At 66.9% G+C, this 19,083-nt stretch carries 19 protein-coding genes and 1 tRNA gene; 15 read left to right on the top strand and 5 right to left on the bottom strand.

The window, feature by feature from the left end; genetic code table 11:
* Positions 1 to 216: 216 nt before the first annotated feature.
* Entirely contained in the window at positions 217 to 1,146 is a 930-nt protein-coding gene (locus DW2_RS19010) for a calcium-binding protein (RefSeq protein ID WP_081874860.1), read from the bottom strand.
* 137 nt (positions 1,147 to 1,283) lie between these two features.
* The gene (locus tag DW2_RS05030; RefSeq protein ID WP_038144235.1) at positions 1,284 to 2,030 is read right to left on the bottom strand and encodes an N-formylglutamate amidohydrolase; all 747 of its coding nucleotides are present in this window, start codon (positions 2,028 to 2,030) and stop codon (positions 1,284 to 1,286) included.
* A gap of 137 nt (positions 2,031 to 2,167) precedes the next feature.
* Between DW2_RS05030 and pyk the strand changes: the two genes are divergently transcribed.
* The 10 genes from pyk to DW2_RS04980 all read left to right on the top strand — a co-directional run bounded on the left by pyk (position 2,168) and on the right by DW2_RS04980 (position 11,719).
* Positions 2,168 to 3,613, top strand: coding sequence for a pyruvate kinase (gene pyk, locus DW2_RS05025; protein WP_038144234.1), 1,446 nt, complete (start codon positions 2,168 to 2,170; stop codon positions 3,611 to 3,613).
* Between the two features lie 39 nt (positions 3,614 to 3,652).
* Positions 3,653 to 3,895: a hypothetical protein gene (locus DW2_RS05020; RefSeq protein ID WP_038144233.1), complete on the top strand. Its 243-nt coding sequence runs from the start codon at positions 3,653 to 3,655 to the stop codon at positions 3,893 to 3,895.
* A gap of 127 nt (positions 3,896 to 4,022) precedes the next feature.
* Entirely contained in the window at positions 4,023 to 4,223 is a 201-nt protein-coding gene (gene rpmI / locus DW2_RS05015) for a 50S ribosomal protein L35 (protein ID WP_038144232.1), read from the top strand.
* Between the two features lie 17 nt (positions 4,224 to 4,240).
* Positions 4,241 to 4,606: a 50S ribosomal protein L20 gene (rplT, locus tag DW2_RS05010; RefSeq protein ID WP_038144231.1), complete on the top strand. Its 366-nt coding sequence runs from the start codon at positions 4,241 to 4,243 to the stop codon at positions 4,604 to 4,606.
* A gap of 491 nt (positions 4,607 to 5,097) precedes the next feature.
* On the top strand, positions 5,098 to 6,171 hold the full coding sequence (gene pheS, locus DW2_RS05005) for a phenylalanine--tRNA ligase subunit alpha (protein WP_038144230.1): 1,074 nt from the start codon (positions 5,098 to 5,100) through the stop codon (positions 6,169 to 6,171).
* Complete coding sequence (locus DW2_RS05000; RefSeq protein ID WP_038144229.1) at positions 6,168 to 6,623, top strand: hypothetical protein; 456 nt, start codon at positions 6,168 to 6,170, stop codon at positions 6,621 to 6,623. Before pheS ends, DW2_RS05000 begins: the two co-directional genes overlap by 4 nt.
* 19 nt (positions 6,624 to 6,642) lie before the next feature.
* The gene (locus tag DW2_RS04995; protein WP_038144228.1) at positions 6,643 to 7,038 is read left to right on the top strand and encodes an ASCH domain-containing protein; all 396 of its coding nucleotides are present in this window, start codon (positions 6,643 to 6,645) and stop codon (positions 7,036 to 7,038) included.
* Entirely contained in the window at positions 7,035 to 7,328 is a 294-nt protein-coding gene (locus DW2_RS04990; protein ID WP_038144227.1) for a YrhK family protein, read from the top strand. The genes DW2_RS04995 and DW2_RS04990 overlap by 4 nt, the downstream gene beginning before the upstream one ends.
* A gap of 10 nt (positions 7,329 to 7,338) precedes the next feature.
* Positions 7,339 to 9,747, top strand: coding sequence for a phenylalanine--tRNA ligase subunit beta (pheT, locus tag DW2_RS04985; RefSeq protein WP_038144226.1), 2,409 nt, complete (start codon positions 7,339 to 7,341; stop codon positions 9,745 to 9,747).
* Between the two features lie 358 nt (positions 9,748 to 10,105).
* Positions 10,106 to 11,719 carry a GMC family oxidoreductase gene (locus tag DW2_RS04980; RefSeq protein WP_038144225.1) on the top strand — a complete coding sequence of 538 codons (1,614 nt, stop codon included), beginning with the start codon at positions 10,106 to 10,108 and terminating at the stop codon, positions 11,717 to 11,719.
* On the opposite strand, the gene DW2_RS04975 is transcribed toward DW2_RS04980, so the two are convergent.
* From DW2_RS04975 to DW2_RS04965, 3 genes are read right to left on the bottom strand one after another with little or no spacing between them, the layout of a single operon-like run.
* Entirely contained in the window at positions 11,691 to 12,077 is a 387-nt protein-coding gene (locus DW2_RS04975) for a GFA family protein (protein ID WP_038144224.1), read from the bottom strand. The genes DW2_RS04980 and DW2_RS04975 overlap by 29 nt on opposite strands.
* The gene (locus DW2_RS04970; RefSeq protein WP_038144223.1) at positions 12,077 to 12,805 is read right to left on the bottom strand and encodes a rhomboid family intramembrane serine protease; all 729 of its coding nucleotides are present in this window, start codon (positions 12,803 to 12,805) and stop codon (positions 12,077 to 12,079) included. Before DW2_RS04970 ends, DW2_RS04975 begins: the two co-directional genes overlap by 1 nt.
* Positions 12,806 to 12,847: 42 nt before the next feature.
* Positions 12,848 to 13,255: an META domain-containing protein gene (locus tag DW2_RS04965; RefSeq protein WP_038144222.1), complete on the bottom strand. Its 408-nt coding sequence runs from the start codon at positions 13,253 to 13,255 to the stop codon at positions 12,848 to 12,850.
* A 223-nt stretch (positions 13,256 to 13,478) separates the two neighbouring features.
* Here DW2_RS04965 and DW2_RS04960 point away from each other — a divergent pair, with 223 nt between their 5' ends.
* The 5 genes from DW2_RS04960 (at position 13,479) to DW2_RS04940 (ending at position 18,969) form a co-directional block, all read left to right on the top strand.
* Positions 13,479 to 15,446 carry a heme lyase CcmF/NrfE family subunit gene (locus tag DW2_RS04960; protein ID WP_038144221.1) on the top strand — a complete coding sequence of 656 codons (1,968 nt, stop codon included), beginning with the start codon at positions 13,479 to 13,481 and terminating at the stop codon, positions 15,444 to 15,446.
* Positions 15,447 to 15,449: 3 nt separating this feature from the next.
* Positions 15,450 to 15,914 carry a cytochrome c-type biogenesis protein gene (locus DW2_RS04955; RefSeq protein WP_038144220.1) on the top strand — a complete coding sequence of 155 codons (465 nt, stop codon included), beginning with the start codon at positions 15,450 to 15,452 and terminating at the stop codon, positions 15,912 to 15,914.
* A gap of 217 nt (positions 15,915 to 16,131) precedes the next feature.
* On the top strand, positions 16,132 to 16,905 hold the full coding sequence (locus tag DW2_RS04950) for an enoyl-CoA hydratase-related protein (protein ID WP_038144219.1): 774 nt from the start codon (positions 16,132 to 16,134) through the stop codon (positions 16,903 to 16,905).
* Positions 16,906 to 16,947: 42 nt separating this feature from the next.
* Positions 16,948 to 17,030, top strand: a tRNA-Leu gene (locus DW2_RS04945).
* Between the two features lie 157 nt (positions 17,031 to 17,187).
* Positions 17,188 to 18,969: an ABC transporter transmembrane domain-containing protein gene (locus DW2_RS04940; protein WP_038144218.1), complete on the top strand. Its 1,782-nt coding sequence runs from the start codon at positions 17,188 to 17,190 to the stop codon at positions 18,967 to 18,969.
* Positions 18,970 to 19,083: the final 114 nt, after the last annotated feature.

Raw genomic sequence — 19,083 nt, 5'->3', positions numbered from 1 at the left:
GTCTTTCCTGCGTTTCCCGTCTCGAGTCTCGGGCCTATTCGCCGCGAGCGCAACGCCGGAAGGTCGCGGTTTTCACGCGATTGTTCGCCCTGCGTGAACCGTGCAGGCGCGAGGGTGGGATTGATCCCTCGCTCATCGCAGAACCGCCGTCCCGGGCGCCGACGCGGTTACCCGGCGGGTAACCATGTCGGCCTCCGAGACGATGATTCGTCGCCCTCAGGCGTAGCTCGGCAGGAGAGAGCCGACCTGATCGGTCGCGTAGATCGCGCCGCCCGCCGCCTTGAGCGCCGCGTAATCGACATCGTCGAGCTTCGCGACCGGCGCGCCATTGAGCGTGACGAGCGCGCCCGATCCGCTCTGGACCACGTCGAAATTCTGCACATCGGCGAGGTCGTCCACCTCGATGACCAGCTGTTCTTCGGCCGCACCCGGCGCGGGCGAGGGGCCGAGCTGGCCGAAATCGGTCACCGTCACCGGATCGTCGTCGCCCTGCCAGTAGACGCCGAACTGATCCGACCCGTCGCCTCCGGTCATCGTGTCGCCGTCATTGCCGAGCAGGTAATCGTCATTGCCGCCGCCATCGAGCAGATCGGGATCGCCATCGTAATCGGTCGCGATCAGGGTGTCGTTGCCATAGCCGCCGAAGAGCTTGTTCGTGCCCTCGAAATCGATCAGCGTATCGGCGCCGAGATTGCCGCGCAGCACGTCATTGCCCTGGCTGCCGGTGATCGCGTCATCGCCATGGCCGCCGTCTATATAGTCGGCCCCGGTGCCGCCCACCGCGCCGAAAAAGCCCGAAGCCTCGTAGGCGTCGATGAACTCTCCGGGGGTCTGCGCGGCATCCATCGCAGCCTGGGCTTCAGGAGGGATCTCGCCCATATCGTCGCCGTCGCCGAGGAAGATCTTGTCCTCGCCCGCATTGCCGAACACGAAATCCGTCCCGTCCGTGCCGGTGATCCGGTCGTCACCGGCCGTGCCCTGCGTGACCTGATCGGAGCCCTCGATCTGGATCTCCTCGCCCTGAGCCGCTTCGTGATCGGTCTCGTCACGCACCGGCTCGTCGCCGCTGTCGGAATCATCATGGTCGTTGAAGACGCCCGCGATCAGCGCAAGCGGCAAGAAAGAAAGTAGTAGAAAACCAAACATCCCGGCCCCCCAAAGGCTTAAACAATGTGGGGACTATTCGCAGAGCTCACGGCGGCGTCAACAATTATGACGAAAAGGAGAGTGCGGCCGGTACCATTCGGAGCCGGTCCGCCCCGAATGCCGGGGTTGTTTCGATATCAGAGACCGCTTTGCGCGAGCACGCGTTGCAGGATCGGGGCGAGGCGATCGGCCCAGGCGCGTTGCTGGTCCGCGCTTGCGATCAGATCGTTGCGAACCTCGATCAGCACGTTGGGCCGCCCATGGGCGAGCGCGTGGCGGTCGATCGAGTCGCCTTCGAGGTGACCGAGATAGGGCTGGTTGTCGCCGACGCACAGATCGCCCTCGGCGCGCAACGCCGCGATCGTCTCATGCGCGAGGCGCGGATCGGCGGGGGCGTGCAGGATCGCGACATGCCACGGCCGGGGCTCGCGGCCGCGAAGCTGCGGCGTGTAGGAATGGATGGCGCAGATCACCGTGTCATCGCGCCGCGCCGCCAGTGCCTCATAGGCCCGGTGATAGGGGCGGTGCAGCCGCTCGAGGCGTTTCTCGATCTCGGCCGCATCGGCATGGCGGTTGGCCGGGACGATCGTGCCGTCATAGAGCTTCATCACCAGGGTGGGATCGTCCTCGCCGCGGTTCGGGTCGATCACCAGGCGCGAGAAATCCGTCGCGATCATCGGCGCGTCGAGCCGCTCTGCCAGCGCCTCGGACAGCCCCAGGGCCCCGACGTCATAGGCGATGTGGCGCGCCATGTCCTCGGGGGCGATACCGAGATCGCCGCCATTGACCCAGTCGGGCACGGTGTTGCGGGCATGGTCGCAGGTGACAAGCCAGCGCGCCGTGCGCGCCTCTCCGGTGATCGTGTAGGCAGGATTTTCCGTCATCTTCTCTTCACGCTTTCTCGATAGGCGCTCAGATAGCGGTAATCTTTGCCCGGCGCCAGTTGCGGCCCGCGCCAAATTGCGCCATACCCAAGCCTGGCCCACGACATGACATTAATTTGAACGGGAAACGAGGACGCATGAGACGCCTTCGCAACGTGAAGATCGTGGCCACGCTGGGCCCCTCTTCGTCGGATTACAACAGCATCAAGGCCTTGTTCGAAGCCGGGGCCGACGTGTTCCGCCTCAACATGAGCCATGGAAGCCATGACGAGCACCGGATGCGCCATGCGATCATCCGCCAGCTCGAGGCCGAGTTCGGCCGCCCGATCGCGATCCTCGCCGATCTCCAGGGCCCGAAGCTGCGCGTGGGCACCTTCGCGGCGCATGCCGCCGATCTCGAGGAGGGCGATGCGTTCCGCTTCGATCTCTCCGAGGAGGAAGGGACCAACCACCGCGTGCGGCTCCCGCATCCGGAGATCTTCGCGGCGCTCGAGCCAGGCTCGGAGCTTCTGGTCAATGACGGCAAGATCCGTCTCAAGGTCGAGGATTGCGGCGCCGATTACGCCAATTGCGTCGTCACCGTCGGCGGCACGATTTCCGACCGCAAGGGCGTGAACGTCCCCGATGTGGTGCTGCCGCTCGCCGCGCTGTCGGAAAAGGACCGCAAGGACCTCGAATTCGCCTGCGAGATGGGCGTCGACTGGCTAGCGCTGAGCTTCGTGCAGCGCGCGGAGGATGTCGAAGAGGCGAAAACGCTCGCGAAGGGCCGCGCCGCGGTCCTCTCGAAGATCGAGAAACCCGCCGCCGTGCGCGCCTTCGACGAGATCCTCGCGGTCTCCGACGGCATCATGGTCGCGCGCGGCGATCTGGGCGTCGAGCTCCCGGTGCAGGCGGTTCCGCCGATCCAGAAGCGCCTGATCCGCAAATGCCGCTCGATGGCCAAGCCGGTGATCGTCGCGACGCAGATGCTCGAATCGATGATCGAGAGCCCGATGCCGACCCGCGCCGAGGTCTCCGATGTCGCGACCGCGATCTACGAGGGCGCCGATGCGGTGATGCTCTCGGCGGAATCGGCTGCGGGCAATTACCCGGTCGAGGCGGTCGAGACGATGAACAACGTCGCGATCTCGGTCGAGAAGGACCCGACCTATCGCGAGGTGATCGAGGCATCGCGGTCGGCTGCGCGCCAGACCGTCGCGGACGGGATCGTGGCCGCCGCGCGCGAGATCGCCGAGACCACCGATATCGCCGCGATCTGCGCCTATACGCAATCGGGCAAGACGGTCGCGCTGATCGCGCGCGAGCGTCCGCGCACCCCGATCATCGCGCTCTCGCCGATCGAGACGACGCTGCGCCGGCTCACCCTGACCTGGGGCGTGCATGCGGTGCGCAGCGGCGAGCTCGAGCGCTTCAAGCAGGCGGTGGTCAACGCCGCCCGCGCGGCGCGCGATTTCGGCTTCGCCGACGAGACGCAGCAGATCGTCGTGACCGCGGGCGTGCCTTTCAACGTGCAGGGTACGACGAACATCCTGCGCGTCGCCCCCTGCGACGAGCGATTGATCTATCGCACCGACCCCGAGTAACCTGCTTTCCCAAGGGGCGGTGCCCCATGGGGAATGCGGATGGCTCTCTCGACCGCCGATGCCGATCTGATCCTGACGCTCGGTCTGGGGATCGCGATCTTCGCGATCCCGTCGGTCATCGCGGCCTTCGCCGATGGCCGGGCGCCCCGGGCGGGCGCGCTGGGCATCGTGGTTTCGGGCGCGATGATCCTCTGGGCCTTCCTCGGCTCCCCCGAGGGCTACACGCTCGAGCGGATCCCCGACGCGGTCGCCCGCACCCTCGCGCGGGTGCTCAACCGCTGAGCCTCGCGGGGGACAATTTTGCCTTGCCAAATTCCCCTCACGCGTCTATCAGGCGCGCTCTAACCCCGCGCGGCCGGCCGATGTGGCATGCCGAGTCGCGCTTCCACACCCTGCAAAGGAGCTGTAAATGCCCAAGATGAAGACGAAATCCGCTGCCAAGAAGCGGTTCAAGTTTACCGCGAGCGGCAAGATCAAGGTCGGTCACGCCGGTAAGCGCCACGGCATGATCAAGCGCACGCCGAAATTCATCCGCGACACCGCGGGCACGATGGTCTTGTGTGAAGCTGACACCAAGATCGTCAAGAAATACATGCCCTATAACCGCTGATCGGGGAGACTTGAACAATGGCACGCGTCAAATCCGGTAAGGTCACCCACGCCGCGCACAAGAAAGTGCTCAAGAAGGCGAAAGGGTATTATTCCTCGCGCTCGCGCAACTTCCGCACCGCGACCCAGGCGGTCGACAAGGCGAACCAGTACGCCACCCGCGACCGCAAGCAGCGCAAGCGCAATTTCCGCGCGCTCTGGATCCAGCGTATCAACGCCGCCGTGCGCGCCGTCGATGCGGATCTGAGCTACTCGAAGTTCATCTTCGGCCTGAACAAGGCCGGGATCGAAGTGGACCGCAAGGTCCTCGCCGATCTCGCCGTGCACGAGCCCGAAGCCTTCGGCGCGATCGTCGAGCAGGCGAAAGCCGCCGCCGCCGCGTAAGCGTCTGGATGACAGATATGGGAAGGGCCGCTCCGATCGGGGCGGCCTTTTTCGTTGCGGGGGGCAGGGCGCTGCCCCCCTCCGGCACCTTGGGGCGACAAGGGATGACCGAGAAGGGGGCGCTGCCCCCGTCTCCGTGCCGGAGACTCCCCCGGGATATTTTCGTCAAGAGGAAGAGAAAAACACCCGGCTCGAGCCCATGTCGAGCGGCAGGCCGGGCGCTTCCCCTTGAGCGGTCATCGGCGTCCCCGCCTGTACCGCATCTCCAGGACAACGCGATTCTGGTAAAGAACCCGCTAATCTTCCTCTTGATCCAAATATCCCGGGGGTGAGGGCGGAGCCCGAGGGGGCAGCGCCCCCTCTTACACCGATAATTGTCGCCATCCGGCGACGGGGGCGGCGCCCCCTTTGCGCCCTTTCTCCCAAGCGCGAGGTTGCAAAGGCGGCGCGGCGCGGCTAACCCGGGACCCGAGAATTTCCCGGGGGAAGACATGCAAGAGCTTCGCGACAAATACCTCAAAGCCGTGGCCGATGTGAGCGACGAGGCCGCGCTGGAAGAGATCCGTCTGGCCGCCTTGGGCAAGAAGGGCGAGATCAGCCTGAAGATGCGCGAGCTGGGCAAGATGACCCCGGAGGAGCGCCAGACCACCGGCAAGGCGCTCAATGTCCTGAAGGACGAGATCGACGCGGCGCTGCGCGCGAAGAAAGTGGCGCTGGCCGATGCCGCGCTGGACGCGCGCCTGAAGGAAGAATGGCTCGACGTGACGCTGCCGGGCCGTCCGCGGCGGCAGGGCACCATTCACCCGGTCTCTCAGGTGATGGACGAGGTCACCGCGATCTTCGCCGATATGGGCTTTGCGGTCGCCGAGGGCCCGCAGATCGAAGACGACTGGCACAATTTCGACGCGCTCAACATCGCGCCCGAACACCCCGCGCGGCAGGAGCATGACACGTTCTTCATGCATCGCGACGAGGGCGACGACCGCCCGCCGCATGTGCTGCGCACCCATACCTCGCCGGTGCAGATCCGCGCGATGCTGGAGCAGGGCGCGCCGATCCGCGTGATCGCGCCGGGCCGGGTCTACCGCATGGACATGGACCAGACCCACACGCCGATGTTCCACCAGGTCGAAGGCCTCGCGATCGGCAAGGACATCTCGATGGCGAACCTGAAATGGGTGCTCGAAGAGTTCTGCAAGAGCTTCTTCGAGGTCGACGGCGTCGAGTTACGCTTCCGCGCTTCGCATTTCCCCTTCACCGAGCCCTCGGCCGAGGTCGATATCCGCTGTTCGTGGGAGGGCGGCTCGCTCAAGATCGGTGAGGGCGACGACTGGATGGAGATCCTCGGCTCGGGGATGGTGCATCCGAAAGTGCTGCAATCCGCCGGGATCGACCCGAGCGAATGGCAGGGCTTCGCCTTCGGCATCGGCATCGACCGCCTCGCGATGCTGAAATACGGCATTCCCGACCTGCGGGCGTTCTTCGAGAGCGACCTGCGCTGGCTGAAGCATTACGGGTTCAGCGCGCTGGATCTGCCGACGGTGGCTGGTGGGTTGAGCCGGTGACATGGGAAACCGCAATCGTTGGTGCGCTAGGCTTAATCGCGAGCTTGGTCAGTTTCGTTGGCGGTAAGATTTTTTCGCAGTCTGAGAATATTTTGGATCGCAAGAGAGAGGCCTATAAGGCCTTTCTTCGGTTCTGCCCTGCGCCCAACGAGGCGCACGATGCAGAACGGGTGAACACGACAGAACTACAACGAGAGATTGGAATCCTGACGGTTTATGCTTCTCGAGATGTGCTGAAGTTTGCTGCGGCCTATTTCACGGCATTTGCAGAAGCTCAAGAAAAGCTCGTTGGCGTAGAAATCGCGGGCCATCCAGCCTTCATTAAGCTGATGACCGACTACAACCGAATGGTTTGGGCTATGCGAAACGATGCAATGATGTGGTCAGTGTTCGCTCCGAGCCGGCAAGGACGCGATTATCGACCGTCGCTCGACCCAAGTGACTTCGAGTGAATTTGAGCTGAATTCCCCCATGCCCGACCCCACCACCTTCACCTTCGGCGACAGCCGCGAACTCTGCGACCAACTCCTCTCCCTGATCCGCGAAGGCAAGAAGACCGCCACCTGCGGCGCGCTCACCTATTTCACCGAAGGGGGCGAGGATATGCCGGTGGTGGGACGGCGCGATATCGCGCTCGACTGGGACGGCAACCCGGCGATCATGATCGAGACCGTCGAGGTCACAATCCGGCGCTTTTGCGATGTCGATGAGGATTTCGCGCTGGCCGAGGGGGAGGATGAGACGCTCGAAGGCTGGCGGCAAGGCCATCAGGCCTATTTCGAGCGTAACGGAGGTTTTGATCCGGAAATGGAACTCGTCTGCGAGCGGTTTCGCTTGGTTGAAGACATGCAAGGAGCCAAGCCATGACCCGATCCAAACGCCTCTTCGACACGCCCAAGCACGAACAGACCCCCGAGCAGCGCCGCTTCGTGGCCCTCACCGAGATCGCCTACACGGTGGTCGATTTCGGCGCGGCCTTCTGTTTCGTCATCGGCTCGATCCTGTTCTTCTATGACAGCCTCGCCACCGCGGCGACCTGGCTCTTCCTGATCGGCTCGGTGCTTTTCGCCGCAAAACCCTCGATCCGGCTCTGGCGGGAGTTGAAACTTCTCGAGATGGGGGATTACAAGGACCTCGCCCAGCGTAAGCAATCCTGAGGGGATCCCGATGAAATTCACCCTGTCCTGGCTCAAGGACCATCTCGAGACCACGGCCTCCGTCGATGAGATCGCCGAGGCACTCACCGATCTCGGGCTCGAGGTCGAGGAGGTCGTCAACCCGGCCGAGAAGCTGAGCGCCTTCACGCTGGCGAAGGTGCAGTCGGCCGAGCAGCACCCCGACGCCGATCGTCTGCGGGTCTGCATGGTCGAGACGGATGAGGGTGTGAAGCAGATCGTCTGCGGTGCGCCCAATGCGCGCGCGGGGATCACGGTGGTTCTCGCCAAGCCGGGCGATTACGTGCCGGGCATCGACGTGACGCTGAGCGTGGGCAAGATCCGCGGCGTCGAGAGCCACGGGATGATGGCCTCGGAGCGCGAGCTGGAGCTGTCGGACGAGCATACCGGCATCATCGAGCTGCCCTCGGGCGAGGTGGGGCAGAGGTTCACCGACTGGCTGGCCGAGAACCGGCCCGAGGCGGTCGATCCGGTGATCGAGATCGCGATCACGCCGAACAGGCCGGACGCGCTGGGCGTGCGCGGCGTGGCGCGCGATCTGGCCGCGCGGGGGCTGGGCAAGCTCAAACCGCTCGAGATCCCGGCGGTCGAGGAGGCGTTCGCGGCTCCGGTCTCCGTGACCATCGAACCCGCGCTGAAGGAGAAGGGCTGTCCCCTGTTCGCGGGTCGGGTGATCCGCGGCGTGAAGAACGGGCCTTCGCCGGACTGGCTGCAAAAGCGGCTCAAGGCGATCGGGCTGCGGCCGATCTCGACGCTGGTCGATATCACCAACTATTTCACCTTCGATCTGAACCGGCCGCTCCATGTCTTCGACTTGAAGAAGGTGGCGGGCAATCTGGCGATCAAGCCGGCCGAGGGCGGCGAGGAGTTCCTCGCGCTGGACGAGAAGACCTACCCCGTGCGCGCCGGCGACATGGTGATCTGCGACGACAAGGGCGTCGAAAGCCTCGCCGGGATCATGGGCGGCGAGGCATCGGGTGCGGATGAGGACACGGTCGATGTGTTCCTCGAGAGCGCCTATTGGGACCCGATCACCATCGCGGCGACGGGCCGTGCGCTGAAGATCAACTCGGATGCGCGCTACCGCTTCGAGCGCGGCGTCGATCCGGCCTTCACCCTGCCGGGGCTCGATCTGGCGACCAGGATGGTGCTGGATCTGTGCGGCGGCGAGGCCTCGGAACTGGTTATGGATGGCGCGGTGCCCGAAAGCGCGCGCGCCTACCGGCTCGATCCGGCCCGCGTGGTCAGCCTCGTCGGGATGGATATCCCCGAGGCCGAACAGCGCGCGACGCTCGAGGCGCTGGGCTTCACGCTGAAAGGCGACATGGCGAGCCCGCCGAGCTGGCGGCCCGACATCCTGGGCGAGGCCGATCTGGTGGAAGAGGTGGCGCGGATCGCCTCGCTCACCAAGCTGATCGGCAAGCCACTGGCGCGTGAGACGACCGGGGTGCCCGGACCGATCCTGACGCCGATGCAGGTGCGCGAACGCATGGCGCGCCGCACCATCGCGAGCCTCGGCTACAATGAATGCGTGACCTACAGCTTCATCGACGAGGCCGCGGCCAAGCTGTTCGGCGGTGGCGCGGATGCGACGCGGCTGGAAAACCCGATCTCGTCGGAGATGACGCATATGCGCCCCGATCTGCTGCCGGGCCTGCTGCAGGCCGCGAGCCGCAATCAGGCGCGCGGCTTCGGCGATCTGGCGCTGTTCGAGGTCGGCCCTGCCTTCGCGGGCGGCGAGCCGGGCGAACAGGTGGTGCAGGCGGCGGGCCTGCTGGTTGGTCAGGCGGGGCCGCGCGATCCCTGGGGCTCGCGCCGTCCGGTGGATCTCTACGACGCCAAGGCCGATGCGGAAGCCGTGCTGGCCGCGATCGGGGCGCCCGCGCGCGCGCAGATCAACCGCAAGCTGGCGGGATGGTGGCATCCGGGCCGCGCGGGCAATGTCGCGCTCGGGCCCAACATGCTCGCGACATTCGGCGAGGTGCATCCCAAGGTGCTGCGCGAAATGGGCGTGAAGGGCCCGGCGGTCGCCTTCTCGATCTGGCTCGAGAACGTGCCCTTCCCGAAGAAGAAGGGCGCGACCCGTCCGGCGCTGGAGATCTCGGATCTGCAGGCGGTGGAACGCGATTTCGCCTTCGTGGTCGATGCGGGCGTCGAGGCGCTGACGGCGGTGAACGCGGCTCTGGGTGCCGACAAGAAGCTGATCGAGAGCGTGAATGTCTTCGACCAGTTCACCGGAGCCAAGGCCGAGGAACAGATGGGCGCGGGCAAGAAATCCATCGCGCTTTCCGTGCGGATGCAGCCCTCCGACAAGACGCTGACCGATGCCGAGATCGAGGCGGTCAGCAAGAAGATCGTCGAGAAGGTGAGCAAGGCGACCGGCGGCACGCTGCGCGGCTGAGGGTTTTCGCGAGAGAGTTTGGAGCGCCCGGTTCGCAAGGACCGGGCGTTTTCTTTTGCGCATTCGGGAGGGCAGGGCCCGAGCGCCGGGTGGGCCGCTTAGCGGCTGATCCGGGCATTTCCCTTGGCCCGGGCGTCCAGACCGGGCCGCGCCCGACCCTTCCCCCGGGAGGGCGCATTGGCGAGGTCTTCGCGAGACCGAGCGTCGTTCGGGCTTTTGAGATAAAGGGCCAAGCCACAATCGGAGCAAAGCACCCACCCAAGGTTCGGGCGCGTCCCTCAACCTTCCGACCCGGCGTCACGCTTCCCAAACCTCGCAAACCCGCTAGGCTTCCCGCGAACAGGGGAAGGAGGAGCCCTTGCGGTTCGACTATCTCATTCTGGGCGGTGGCTCGGCCGGCGCGGTTCTGGCCGCGCGGCTGAGCGAAGATCCCGCCGTCACCGTCTGCCTGATCGAGGCGGGCGACACGGCGCGCGACATCTTCGTGCGCGCGCCGGCGCTGGTCGCGGCAATGGTCGCGGGCCGCCCGCCGATCCATAACTGGGCCTATCACACCACGCCGCAGCCGGGACTGAGCGGGCGGCGCGGGTTCCAGCCGCGCGGGCGGGGGCTCGGCGGCTCTTCCGCGATCAACGCGATGCTCTATCTGCGCGGTCAGCCCGAGGACTACGACGGCTGGGCCGGGATGGGCGCCGAGGGCTGGGACTGGCAAAGCGTGAAGCCGTGGTTTCTTTCGAGCGAACGCAACATGCGCGGGGCCTCCGACTTGCATGGCGGCGCGGGCCCCTTGCAGGTCGGCGATCAGCGCCGCCCCTGTACGATCAGCCGCGCCTTCGTGGAGGCCTGCGGCGCGGTGGATTGCGCGCCCAATGACGATTTCAACGGCCCCGACCAGGAAGGCGCGGGGCTCTATCAGGTCACGCAATTCTGGGACGGGTCGCGCAAGGGCGAACGCTGCTCGGCGGCCGCCGCCTATCTGCACCCCGTGATGGCGCGCGCCAACCTGACCGTGCTGACCCGCGCACGCGCCGAGAGGATCCTGATCGAAGACACCCGCGCGACCGGGGCGCTGATCCGGCGCGGCCGCAAGCGCCACCGGATCGAGGCCGCGCGCGAGGTGATCGTCTCGGCCGGGGCCTTCGGCTCGCCGCAGATCCTGATGCTCTCGGGGATCGGCCCGGCGGACCATCTGCGCGAAATCGGGATCGAGCCGGTCCTCGATTTGCCCGGCGTCGGCGCGAACCTGCATGACCATCTCGACTATATCGTCTCCTACACCTCGCCGCGCCGTGATGTGGTGGGCCTCAATCCGCGCGGGCTTCTGCGGCTGGCCCGCGCCGCGGGCGGCTGGCGCAAACACGGGGAGGGGCTGTTCGCCTCGCCGATGGCGGAGGGCGGGGCGTTCCTGCGCTCCGAGCCCGGCCTCACCCGGCCCGACCTGCAGATTCATTTCGTCGTCGGCATCGTCGATCAGCATATGCGCAAACCGCATCTTGCCGATGGCTGGTCGGTCCATATCTGCCCGCTGCGGCCGGCCTCGCGCGGCACGGTGCGCCTTGCGTCAACAGACCCGGGCGCCGCCCCGCTGATCGATCCGGGCTTCCTTTCGGATCCGCGCGACGAGGCTCTGATGCTGCGCGCCGCGCGGCTGGTGGAAAAGGTGGCGGAGACCGAACCGCTGGCTCCCTGGCGCGGGCGCAGGCTCTATCCGCATGACGGGTCGGATGCCGGGCTGCTGGCCGATATCCGGGCGCGGGCGGATACGATCTATCACCCGGTCGGCACCTGCCGAATGGGGCGCGACGCGATGGCGGTGGTCGATCCCGAACTGCGTCTGCACGGGATCGAGGGGCTGCGCGTCGTCGATGCCTCGGTGATGCCGCGGCTGGTCTCTGGCAATACCAACGCGCCCACGATCATGATCGCCGAGCGCGCGGCCGCCTTCATTCGCTCCGGTCGGTCGGGTGATTGACCCCGTCCGCCCAGGGCACAGGGTCGAGATCGCGCGGGTTCACCCCTTCCAGGCAAGCCGCGTTCACGCCGTATTGCTCGGGATTCGAGCGCCGCTGGTGGTGGGTGTAGATCCCGCAGGTTTTGCAGAAGTAATGCTTCGCCGTCATAGTGCCGAACTGGTAGAGGGTCAGGTTGTCTTCCCCCTTCACGATGCGGATGCCGCTCAGCGGAGCCGAGACCGCCACCGCGCCGCGCCTGCGGCAAAAGGAGCAGTCGCAGCGGCGTTTGGTGTTCAGCCCGTCTGAAAGCGTCACTTCCATCTCGACCGCGCCGCAATGGCAGGTCAGGCGATGCGGGGTTCGGATCTCGGGCAGCATCAGCGTCTCCTTCTGACGGTGGGAATGGGGGATCTCGGGAACTGCGCGGCGGGGAAGGGCGGGTGGCCATGCGTGCGCGCCCAATAGTCCCGCCCGCCCAGCCGCAGCCAGAGCGGCACGATCAGCGCCACTCCCGCGACGAAACCGCCGATATGGGCCATATGCGCGACCGCGCTCGCATCGCCCGCGCCCAGCTCGTTGAGCACCTGCAAAACGAACCAGAGCCCGAGCAGCAGCCAGGCCGGGACCGGCCAGATCTTGAAGAAGATCACGAAGAAGAAGAGCACGTCGATGCGCGCCCGCGGATAGAGCAGCAGATAGCCTCCCATCACGCCCGCGACCGCCCCCGAGGCGCCGACCATCGGCATCTGCAGGCGCGGCGCGCTCGCGATCTGCGCGAGGGCGGCGGCCAGCCCGCAGGCGAGGTAGAAGGCGAGAAAGCCGAGCCGCCCCAGGCGCTCCTCCAGATTGTCGCCGAAGACCCAGAGAAACAGCATGTTGCCGGCCAGATGCACGAGCCCCGCATGCAGGAACATATGCGTCACCAGCCCATGCAGCGCGACGCCCTGCGTCACCGCGACGGGCCAGAGCGCATTCTCGAGCCACAGCATCCGCATGTCGCCCGCCCAGGGCGCGGTCAGCAGGTAGAGGAGGCAATTGAGCGCGATCAGCGACCAGGTGACCCAGGGCGTGCCGAGCGAGGGGTTGTGATCGCGGATCGGGAACATGGCGCGAGTGGGCCATGCGCGCGCGGCGCGGTCAAGCGCGGCTTATTGCGTGGCGACGATCACCGGCACGCCGCCCTGGAGCAGCTCGAGCCGGTCCTTCGCGATCGTCACCGCGTCGACGCGCGCCATCGCGGAGCGGAAGGCCTCTTCCACCGCGAGCTCGTCGGCCGGACAGGAAAGCCGCGTCCCGGCCAGCTCGCCCACGCGCACGCGGCCGTTCTGCTCGGAGATCCGCCCGTTGTAGCGGTTGCAACCCGAGCGGCCCGCGATCAGCCCCTTCTCGGGATGGGTCAGCGTCACCTCGACAGTCTGCGGCACCGGCTTGCCCGCGATCTGCACCACTTCCCAGATTGCATTCGGTGCGACCGCCTCGAGCGGATCGTGGGCCGCGGGCTTGCACCCGGCAAGCAGCGCCGTGCCCAGGCAGGCTCTGATCAGGATCGCACGCATCGCTCTTCCTCCACGCTCCCGGCAGCCCCTTCACCTGGATGAAAATACCCTCGGGGGTGAATTCGGCGCAGCCGAAGAGGGGGCGGACAGCCCCCCTTACCCCGCCCGATGCGGCGAAGGCCACTCACGCCCGCGTGAGAGGTTGCGACATCGGCGCGCATCCTGCTTGGCCGGGGCGCCGTATACCTCTATGATCGCCCGACGCGCACAGGAGGAGACCATCATGATCAACGAGCTCGGCCATTTCGCCCTGATCCTGGCCTTTGCGGTCGCCATCGTTCAGGCGCTCGTGCCGCTGATCGGGGCGCATAAGGGCTGGCGTGGCTGGATGGCGGTGGGCGAGCCCGCGGCCTCGGCCCAGTTCCTGCTGATCGCGGTGAGCTTCGCCGCGCTCACCCATGCCTTCGTGGTCTCGGATTTCTCGCTCAAGCTGGTCTGGGAAAACTCCCATACCGACAAGCCGATGCTCTACAAGGTGACCGGGGTCTGGGGTAATCACGAGGGCTCGATGCTGCTCTGGGTGCTGATCCTCTCGCTCTTCGGCGCGGCCGCGGCCTGGTTCGGCGGGGCGCTGCCGCCGCGGCTGCGCGCGCGGGTGCTCTCGGTGCAGGCCTGGATCGGCGTCGCCTTCCTCGCCTTCATCCTGTTTACCTCGAATCCCTTCCTGCGTCTCGCCGAGGCGCCCTTCAACGGCAAGGGGATGAACCCGCTGCTGCAGGATCCGGGCCTCGCCTTCCACCCGCCCTTCCTCTATCTCGGCTATGTCGGGCTCTCGATGGCGTTTTCCTTCGCGGTCGCCGCCCTGATCGAGGGCCGGATCGACGCCGCCTGGGCGCGCTGGGTGCGGCCCTGGACGCTCGCCGCCTGGATCTTCCTGACCATCGGCATCGCGCTCGGCTCGTGGTGGGCCTATTACGAGCTCGGCTGGGGCGGCTTCTGGTTCTGGGATCCGGTCGAGAACGCCTCCTTCATGCCCTGGCTTCTCGCCGCCGCCTTGCTCCATTCCGCCATCGTCGTCGAGAAGCGCGAGGCGCTGAAGAGCTGGACGATCCTGCTCGCGATCATGGCCTTCGGCTTCTCGCTGATCGGCACCTTCATCGTGCGCTCGGGCGTCATCACCTCGGTGCACTCCTTCGCCTCGGATCCGCAGCGCGGCATCTTCATCCTCGCGATCCTCGCCTTCTTCGTGGGCGGCGCGCTCACGATCTATGCCTTCCGCGCGAGCGCGATGCAGGCCAAGGGCGTGTTCTCGATGATCTCGCGCGAGACCGCGCTGGTGGTGAACAACATCCTGCTCGCCGTGGCCGCGCTCGTCGTCTTCGTGGGCACCGTCTGGCCGCTCGTGGCCGAGATGTTCTTCGGCCGCAAGCTCTCGGTCGGCGCGCCCTTCTTCGATCAGGCCTTCACCCCCTTCATGGTGATCCTGGCGCTGATCCTGCCGGTGGGCGCGATGATGCCGTGGAAACGCGCGCGTCTCGGCCGCGTGCTGCGCAGCCTCGTGCCGGCCTTCGTGCTCGCCCTCGCCGTGGCGGGGCTCGCCTGGGCGGTGGAAAGCGGCAATTCGCTGCTCGCGCTCGTCGCGACCTTCCTCGGCTCCTGGCTCGTCTTCGGCTCGATGACCGAGCTGTGGCAGCGCGCCGGCCGCACGCCGGCCCGCCTCAAGCGCCTGCCGCGCGCCGATTGGGGCAAGGCGGTCGCGCATTCCGGGCTCGGCGTCACCTTCATCGGGGTCGGCCTGTTGCTGGCCGGCCAGGTCGAGAATATCCGCGTCGCCCAGCTGAACGAGCCGTTCACCGTCGATGGCTATGAGATCACCCTGACCAAGGTCGAGCAGGTCAAGGGCCCGAACTACATGTCGCAGATGGGTACGATGGTGGTGAAGCGCGACGGCAAGCTGGTCGCCACGATGCATCCCGAAAAGCGCGAATACCCGGTGCAGCGGATGCCCACGACCGAGGCGGCGATCCACACCACGCCGCTCGAGGATATCTATCTGGTGATCGGCGATCCGCAGAAAGACGGCGGCTACGCGGTACGCACCTATATCAAGCCCTTCGCGGACTGGATCTGGGCGGGCGCGATCATCATGGCGCTCGGCGGGCTCCTGAGCCTGAGCGATCGCCGCTACCGGGTCGCGGCGGGCGCGCGCAAGACGCGCGCGATGCCCGGCCATGCAACCCCTGCGGAATAAGCCATGCTCAAGAAATTCGTCCTGACATTCATCTTTCTGATCTTCGCGGGCCCGATCTTCGCGGTGCAGCCCGACGAGGTGCTCAAGGACCCGACGCTCGAGGCGCGCGCCCGCGAGATCTCGAAAGTGCTGCGCTGCCCGGTCTGCCAGGGCGAGAATATCGACGATTCGAATGCCGAAGTGTCGCGCGATCTGCGGCTTCTCGTGCGCGAGCGGCTCCAGGCGGGCGATACCGACAGCCAGGTGATCGACTACATCACCGCGCGCTACGGCGAATATGTTCTCTTCGAGCCCGAGAAGAAGGGCGCCAACCTGCTGCTGTGGTATCTCGGGCCGGGGGTTCTGATCCTCGCCCTGATCGGCGGCTTCTTCTATGTCCGCGCGCGGCGCAGCGCCCCCGAGACCCCCACGGGCCCCGCACTCTCGGCCGAGGAAGAGAAACGCCTCAAGGAGTTGATGGGCGAGTGAGGAGGGGCGCTGCCCCTCTTTGCTGCGCAAATTCACCCCGGGATATTTGAGGCATTTGGAAGCAGGCGGCGTGCCCTTCCAAATGCTCCAAATATCCCCGCCGGAGGCATCCCCGCTCGCCGCCCTCGCCCCGCGCCGGGCTTCGTGACGCACCGTTCCGCTTTCCCTGCTTCGCCGCATCGCTATCGTGATCGCGACGCAAACAGGGAGGCGCGCCATGTTCCAGGCCATCGAGTATTCTTGCGAGGACCAGGTCGCGGTCATCACGCTGAACCGTCCCGACGTGATGAATGCGCTCAACACGCAGATGCGCGCCGAGATCCTCGAGGCGGTGCGCCGGGCCGAGGCCGAGGCGCGGGTGATCGTGCTCACCGGGGCCGGGCGCGCCTTCTGCTCGGGCCAGGATCTGGGCGACGGGGCCGCGGCGGCGGGGCTCGATCTCGAGCGGGTGCTGCGCGACGAATACGAGCCGATGCTGCGCGCGATCTTCGACTGTCCGGTGCCGGTCATCGCGGCGGTGAACGGGCCGGCGGCGGGGGCGGGGGCCAATCTCGCGCTCGCGGCCGATATCGTGATCGCCTCGGAGGCGGCGGCCTTCATCCAGGCCTTCACGCGGATCGGCCTGATGCCCGATGCGGGCGGAACCTACTGGTTGCCGCGCCAGGTGGGATTCGCGCGCGCGATGGGGCTTGCGCTTTTCGCCGACAAGGTGAGCGCGCGCCAGGCCGCCGATTGGGGGATGATCTGGGAAGCCGTGCCGGAGGTCGATTTCGCCCATCACTGGCGTGCCCGCGCCGCGCATCTGGCCAATGGTCCGACCGCGGCCTATGCGGCGGTGAAGCGAGCGCTGCGCGACGGCTATGCCAATGACCTGCCCGCTCAGCTCGAGCTCGAGGCGGAATTGCAGGGCGGTCTTGGCGCGAGTCACGATTTCCGCGAGGGGGTGCTCGCCTTCCTCGAAAAGCGTCCGCCGCGTTTCGAGGGGCGCTGAGCGCTTGCCATGGCCGCGCGCGCGCGCTAGCCAAGGCGCGCTGCGGGCGTGGCGAAATGGTAGACGCATGGGACTTAAACTCCCTGGGGCGCAAGCCCGTGCCGGTTCGAGTCCGGCCGCCCGTAGCGAAACGGTCTTCCCTCCGTCTCCGATGCCCGGAGCGCGCAGATGCCTCGATCTGCCCGCGCGCACGGGGCCCGCGCGCCGATCCGCCGCGCCGATCGAGGCTTGCCTCAAAGGGGTGCGCCCCCTAAACCCGGTTGGGTCAAAAAGGGAGACGTCATGGCTCGCAGACCCGCAGGACCGGCCGAGGACCGGCCCAAGACGAAGAAGATCGGCGCGCTCAGGGGGCTGGCGCCCTTCATCGCCCCCTATAGGGGGCTCGCGCTCGCATCGCTGCTTGCACTGATCGCGACCGCCTCGATCTCGCTGATCCTGCCGCTTGCGGTGCGCCGGGTGGTGGACGGGTTCCAGAAGGGGGCGGCGCTGCTCGATCAGTATTTCGGCGCGGCGTTGCTGATCGCGGGGCTGCTCGCGCTCGGGACGGGGCTGCGCTACTATCTCGTGACCCGCTTCGGCGAGCGCGTGGTGGCCGATATCCGCAAGGCCGTCTTCGAGCGGGTGATCTCGATGTCGCCCGCCTTCTTCGAGCGCATCCTCACCGGCGAGATCATCTCGCGCATCACCACCGACACGACGCTGATCCTCTCGGTGATCGGGTCCTCGGTTTCGGTGGCGCTGCGCAACGTGCTGATCCTGATCGGCGGGATGGTGATGCTGCTGGTTACCTCGGCGAAACTGACCGGGCTGGTGCTGCTGGTGGTGCCCGTGGTGGTGGTGCCGATCGTGGTTCTGGGGCGGCGGCTGCGGGTGCTGGGGCGCGAGAACCAGGACTGGATCGCCAACAGCTCGGGCGCGGCCTCGGAATCGCTGCTGGCCGCGCAGACCGTGCAGGCCTTCACCCATGAGGCGATCACCCGCGAACGCTTCTCGCAGGTGACCGAACAGGCCTTCCAGTCGGCGAAGAAACGCATCGGCACGCGGGCGGTGATGACGGTGATCGTGATCTTCCTCGTCTTCGCGGGCGTGGTGGGCGTGCTCTGGGTCGGCGCGCGCGACGTGCGCGAGGGGCTTATGAGCGTGGGCGAGCTGGTGCAGTTCGTGATCTACGCGGTGATGGTCGCGGGCTCGGTGGGGGCGCTGTCCGAGATCTGGTCGGAATTGCAGCGTGCCGCGGGCGCGACCGAACGCCTCGTGGAGCTGTTGCAGACCGAGGACAGCGTGAAGGACCCCGCCCATCCGGTGCCGCTGCCGATGCCGGCGAAAGGCGCGATCCAGTTCGAGGATGTGAGCTTCCATTATCCGTCGCGGCCCGAGACCTCGGCGCTCGACCATGTGGATCTCGAGATCGCGCCGGGCGAGACCGTGGCGCTGGTCGGCCCCTCGGGGGCGGGCAAGACGACGGTCATCCAGCTCATCCAGCGGTTCTGGGATCCCGAGACGGGCCGCGTGATGATCGACGGCTACGACCTGCGCGACATGGCGCGACACGATTTCCGGCAGGCGATCGCGCTGGTGCCCCAGGACCCGGTCGTCTTCGCGGCCTCGGCGCGCGAGAACATCCGTTTCGGCCGCCCCGACGCCTCGGATCGAGAGGTCGAGGAGGCGGCGCGCGCCGCCCATGCCTATGACTTCCTGCAGGCGCTGCCCGACGGGTTCGACACCTATGTGGGCGAGCGCGGGGTGATGCTCTCGGGTGGGCAGAAGCAGCGCATCGCGATTGCCCGCGCGATCCTGCGCGACGCGCCGATCCTGCTGCTGGACGAGGCGACCTCGGCGCTCGATGCGGCCTCCGAGCGCGAGGTGCAGGCGGCGGTGGAGCAGCTTGCGCGCACCCGCACCACGGTGATCGTGGCGCACCGGCTGGCGACGGTGAAGAAGGCGGACCGGATCGTCGTCTTCGACGAGGGGCGGATCGTGGCGCAGGGGACGCATGACAGCCTCGTCGCCGAGGGCGGCCTCTATGCCGAGCTGGCGCGGCTGCAATTCACCGACGGGGCGTGAGGGGCCGGTTCCGGGCGGCGGGGCGTCCCTGTGTGGGGCGCTCGCTTGTCTGCGACGGCGCCGCGTCGTTTCCCAACGTCAAAAACGTCATGACGTCGCGTTTTCGAGCGGACC

The organism is Thioclava atlantica, assembly GCF_000737065.1.
In the GTDB taxonomy this organism is placed as follows: Bacteria; Pseudomonadota; Alphaproteobacteria; order Rhodobacterales; family Rhodobacteraceae; genus Thioclava; species Thioclava atlantica.
The sequence above is the reverse complement of the archived record's forward strand: the minus strand, read 5'-3'. Positions and strand labels throughout refer to the sequence as shown.